The 4,614-nt window shown below is 61.1% G+C and carries 3 protein-coding genes and 1 pseudogene; 1 reads left to right on the top strand and 3 read right to left on the bottom strand.

What is annotated here, in order from left to right:
- Nucleotides 1–21: 21 nt before the first annotated feature.
- Nucleotides 22–1,221, top strand: a complete 1,200-nt coding sequence (gene fdhA, locus AC1DLB_RS21890; protein WP_477785627.1) for a formaldehyde dehydrogenase, glutathione-independent — start codon at nucleotides 22–24, stop codon at nucleotides 1,219–1,221.
- 50 nt (nucleotides 1,222–1,271) lie between these two features.
- On the opposite strand, the gene AC1DLB_RS21885 is transcribed toward fdhA, so the two are convergent.
- The 3 genes and pseudogenes from AC1DLB_RS21885 to AC1DLB_RS21875 all read right to left on the bottom strand — a co-directional run.
- Nucleotides 1,272–3,641 (bottom strand): CehA/McbA family metallohydrolase domain-containing protein, encoded by a 2,370-nt coding sequence (locus AC1DLB_RS21885; RefSeq protein WP_477744363.1) that lies wholly within the window; start codon nucleotides 3,639–3,641, stop codon nucleotides 1,272–1,274.
- A 61-nt stretch (nucleotides 3,642–3,702) separates the two neighbouring features.
- A complete protein-coding gene (locus AC1DLB_RS21880; RefSeq protein WP_192351225.1) occupies nucleotides 3,703–4,452 on the bottom strand; it encodes an ABC transporter permease in 750 nt (249 codons plus the stop codon).
- A gap of 7 nt (nucleotides 4,453–4,459) precedes the next feature.
- Nucleotides 4,460–4,614: pseudogene (locus AC1DLB_RS21875) on the bottom strand (ABC transporter substrate-binding protein); the annotation flags it as partial.

The following is a 4,614-nucleotide window of genomic DNA, read 5'->3' as shown; positions in this document are numbered from 1 at the left end:
CAACAAAAGCGAGGTGAAATCATGTCTGGTAATCGTGGTGTCGTGTATCTCGGCGCAGGCAAGGTCGAGGTGCAAACCATCCCCTATCCGAAAATGGAAGACCCGCGCGGCAAGCGCATTGACCATGGCGTGATCCTGCGCGTGGTTTCGACCAATATCTGCGGCTCCGACCAGCATATGGTGCGTGGCCGGACCACGGCCCAGGTCGGGCTGGTGCTTGGCCATGAGATCACCGGCGAGGTCATCGAGAAGGGCCGTGACGTGGAAAACGTGCAGATCGGTGACCTGGTATCAGTGCCGTTCAACGTCGCCTGCGGCCGTTGTCGCAGTTGCAAGGAGCAGCACACCGGCGTCTGCCTGACGGTCAATCCGGCGCGCCCCGGCGGTGCCTATGGCTATGTGGACATGGGTGACTGGGTTGGCGGCCAGGCCGAATATGTGTTGGTGCCGTATGCCGACTTCAACCTGTTGAAGCTGCCCGACCGCGACAAGGCAATGGAGAAAATCCGCGACCTGACCTGCCTCTCCGATATCCTGCCGACCGGCTACCATGGCGCGGTGACCGCCGGTGTCGGCCCTGGCAGCACGGTGTATATCGCCGGCGCCGGTCCGGTCGGACTGGCTGCCGCCGCCTCTGCCCGTCTGCTGGGTGCGGCGGTGGTGATAGTCGGCGACGTCAATCCGCTGCGCCTGGCGCATGCCAAGGCCCAGGGCTTCGAGATCGCCGACCTGACCCTGGACACTCCGCTGCACGAGCAAATCGCCAACCTGCTCGGTGAGCCGGAAGTCGATTGTGCGGTCGATGCGGTCGGCTTCGAAGCCCGTGGCCACGGCCATGACGGCGCGCAGCACGAGGCCCCGGCCGATGTGCTCAACGCGCTGATGGGCGTGGTGCGGGTCGCCGGCAATATCGGTATCCCCGGTCTGTATGTCACCGAAGACCYGGGTGCGGTCAATAAAGCCGCCAAGCATGGCAGCCTGAACATCCGTTTCGGCCTCGGCTGGGCCAAGTCCCACAGTTTCCACACCGGCCAGACCCCGACGATGAAGTACAACCGTCAGCTGATGCAGGCGATCATGTGGGACCGGATCAAGATTGCCGAGGTCGTCGGCGTGCAGGTGATCAGCCTGGACGACGCGCCGCGTGGCTACCACGAGTTCGATGCCGGGGCGCCGAAGAAATTCGTCATGGATCCGCACAAGCTGTTTACCGCGGCCTAAGGAATGGGTTGGGACAAGGGCAGCTTTGAGCTGCCCTTTTTTATGGCCGTTTATAACGTAAGAAACAGCGCCGAGGTCCAGACTCGGGATTGATCGCGCTGCCGGGCGCAGATGAATAATGGATGTTCACGCCCCTGCTCCAGATTCAACCGGGCAAGCTCGATTTGCCCTTGCAGTTCACGAGGCAGCGGCGCAGCGGTTGTCCTTTCGAGGGACACCTTCAACTCCGCGCCCGGCAACTCTTCACTCACTTGCGATTGCACCAGCAACTCATCGCCGGACAACTCCATCAGCACCGTCGGCGCATGCACGTAAGGTTGCGGTTCAGACGGGTCGCCGACCTTGATGTAGTTATCGATGCGGCTATGAACCTGCAGCGTGGCGCCGGCCAATTGCGACAAGTCGATTTCGATGCTGTCGGTGTCGCCGTTGGTGTCGGTGCGAAAGGCCAGAACCGTTGCATCCTTGCGCCATACAGTTTGTTCGGGGTGATCGAGACCCAAGGCGCGAAAGCCGTTGATGACCGCACCCGTCACGCGAATCTCGCCGGTCCAGTAGGCGCCGCGATAACGGTCCTTGATCCTTGCGCCGCCCAGGCGCAGACGAATACGTTGGCTGGAAAAACCCAATTCCTGATGCAGGTTGCGCGACCAGATCAGTTTGTCGCCATCGAACAGATCGACCTGCTCCCAGCCCGCCTCTCCGAGCAGTCGATAGTCCAGCGTGGCATTTGCATCGGCGGTGAACACTTCACCCATGAAATGCTGGCCCTGGCGCAGGCTGGCAAATGAACGCTCGCCGGTGGTGGCAAAAGTGCGACGGGCGCGAAGTGCCTTGCCAACACTGGCTCGATCGAAGGCCTCGGCCACCACGCCAGTCAGCCCGCCGCGAGAGCCGAACACCGCCGTGGCCGGAACACCACCGCCACAACGCCCCTGATGCTCATCGCTGTTCGCCGCGGCACCCACTCGATAGCCACGCTGAAGCGCTTCGGCGTAGACCCAATGGAACTGCCCCCAGGCCGAGCCGACCTCGATCAGGCGCTCCAGCTCCGGATGGTGCCAGTCGAGGTTGCAACGGCGTCCGCCGACGTGAGGCATCATCAAATGCCCTTCGGGGTCCTTGGCATAGGCGGCATACAACTCATCCACCGGCCAGGCACCCGGCTTGATGGTGCCGGCGGTGAACTCGTTCCACTCGAAAGAACGCACCAGCCGACCTTGATTGTCGAAGGGAAACTCGGGTTTGCGGTCATGCAGGAACACCACATTACGGTCGCCGCCCGCGCAAGAGTTGCCGCACCATTCGGTGCCGGGATAGCAAACAAATCGTCCTGGTTCATTGAGTTCGTGAATCAGGTTGACCGCCTGATCCCAGCGCTGCTCAGTGATATTGAAATCATTGGCGGTGTAACCGAGGACATCGAGCCCGGCGACATCGCGACCGTAGCTGAGGTTGTACAAGGTGTCGTTGGTGCCCACCGTGTCATCGGAGTGCACATGCAGGTCGGCGTACAGCGGGCGCAATGCAGTGCCAGCCGGATCGACCGTGACAAACGCCCGAGCGGCACGCACAAAAGGTACCGCCACCTCGGCCGACAAGCGCCACTCCCCCACCGCACCAAGATCAAAACCTTCAAGCCGGGCAGTCGCCCAACCTTCAGCCGCCAGGGTGAACGGTTGTTGTCGCTCCCCCCCTTCGGGATCAACCAGAGTCAGGACACCTTGGAGCGGCAAGTTGCGGCAGGTGTTGCCCCAGGCATCATCCACCCTGAGCAGTACGTCGAACGCCTCACCCGCGCTGACCAGGCGAGGCACGATCAACTGCACGCTTTGCGCCGGTCCCGGCACGATGTTCAGCAGCGGGTCACCCGGCACCTCGGCAAATTTCGAGCTGCCCAGCGGGTCGATGAACAAACGGAAACGGAAGTCCTTCTCGACAAAACTCTGCACCCGCGTACCCGCGCCGCCCTGACGACGATCGCCCAGGCGAATGATTATTTTGTCTCCCGGATTCAGGTAACCGTCGATGATGTCGATGATGATCGCTTTCTGAAACGGCCGTTCATGCCCCTTCTGGTCGAAGCGCACTTTCAGATGCTGCACAGAGGCCTGGCTCTGGCCAGGGACCAGCTCGCCTGCCTGATATTCGGCGCTGACATAGTTGGGGCCAGTCGGATTCGAGGTCTGGAACAAGGCCCAGTCGGAGTAGAACTTGAAGGCCAGTTTCAGCCAGGCGCCGTCCGCAAGGCCGCTGCCGCCGACCTCGTAGACCAGGGTAATTTCATCCCATTGGCCGGCAATCAGCGTGTCACGATCACAGTGGATGCTGCCCAGAAACGGGCGTTGTTTGTTGCGTTCGTAGAGGCCTTGAGGGGCAATGTAATACCCGGCTTCGCGGGGATCGAAAACGTTACTCACATGACACCTCGTGCAGTGGTCCACTGAAGGTTTGAAGGGGGTTGAAGTCAAATGACGATGCTTACTGCACTCGCCATTTCTGGTAATGACGCTCGATACGCCTGAACACAAAACTCTCCATCAGCCAGGCAATCAGGCCGATCACAACAATGCCCAGCAGCACCTGGCTGCTGTTGCCGATCTGCCCACCCGTCGACACCATCCAGCCGATGCCCTGGGACGCACCGATCATTTCCGCCGCGACCAATGCCCTCCAGCCCTGGCTGAAGCCGATGCGCAACGCCGCCGTCACGAAGGGCAGCGAGGCCGGCAGGTAAACGTGGGCCAGCAGTTGCCAGCGGTTGGCGCCCAAGGTGCGTGCCGCACGGACTTCACCGCCGCGGATACTCTGCACGCCCTCCTGAATGGTCACGGCCATGGGGAACATCGCGGCGATGAAAATCACCAACACGATGGAGACATAGCCCAAGCCAAAAATGATCATGATTAGCGGTGCCCAGGCGATCGGCGGGATCGCCATGAACAGGCTGTTGAGCGGCGAGATGAAATCGCGAAAACGCGAGGACAGGCCACCGGCAGTACCCAGCAGAATCGCGACGATCACCGCCGCGCAAAAGCCGCCAACCTCTTCAAGGACGCTGGCCCGCAGGTGCTGCCACAACGAACTGTCGCCCAGCCAGCGCACAGCCTCGCGGGCAACATCCCATGGCTGCGGCAGGATGTAAGTGGGAAAGCGGCTGGCCAGGGCCATCCAGATCAACAGCAGGAATGGCAGTGACGCCCATCCCCAATTCGGTTTTGGCAAGGACATGACAGACTCAGTGCGAGGCTTTTTGCAGGTAGGAGGTATCCACGATCTGTTCGGTCTTGAGCGTGGTATCGATAAAACCCAGGTCGTGGGAGTAATTCATCAGGCGCTGGATGAATTGAATATCCGCAGGCTGCAAGTCCGCTGACCAGCCCAACCGGGTAC

It is taken from the genome of Pseudomonas sp. 05N434 (assembly GCF_056396965.1).
This window is presented reverse-complemented; position numbering and strand designations above follow the sequence as displayed.

Coding starts and splice junctions, on each gene's coding strand:
- AC1DLB_RS21880 (WP_192351225.1), bottom strand. CDS start 4,452: ATGTCCTTGCCAAAACCGAATTGGGGATGGGCGTCACTGCCATTCCTG.